This is a genomic window from Halomonas sp. SIMBA_159, assembly GCF_046536035.1.
Lineage (GTDB): Bacteria > Pseudomonadota > Gammaproteobacteria > Pseudomonadales > Halomonadaceae > Vreelandella > Vreelandella venusta_A.
On record NZ_JAWJBT010000280.1, the window covers coordinates 1 to 310 of the forward strand.

At 46.5% G+C, this 310-nt stretch carries 1 protein-coding gene; it reads right to left on the reverse strand.

What is annotated here, in order from left to right; all coding sequences use genetic code 11:
- Positions 1 to 310, reverse strand: a 310-nt coding sequence (locus tag R0J87_RS19295; RefSeq protein ID WP_498888256.1) for an immunoglobulin-like domain-containing protein, incomplete at both ends; no start/stop codon positions are given.

A 310-nucleotide genomic window follows, 5' to 3' on the forward strand; every position in this document is an offset into this window, starting at 1 on the left:
GCGTCAGCCTATAGTCCAAATATTCAAGAGGTATCTTCTGCTCAAGCTTTTCTTCCGCTCCCAATCCTAAACCAATATCCGTAAAAGCAAACTCATCTCGGTAAGGCACTTTATACCATACGCCTTCCTGCAATTTCTCCAGCATCCGCTGCTCACCTAAAGTGATGGAGTTCGATCCGGTGTTGGCAATAATTACAGCCAGCTCTTCCAGAGGAAGCTTGTAAGCCTCTTGATCGCTTCGCAAAGAAAGCCCATTTTCTCCCTCGCTGAACGTATCTGGCAAGCTATTATACGCAGAGGGAATAGTGAG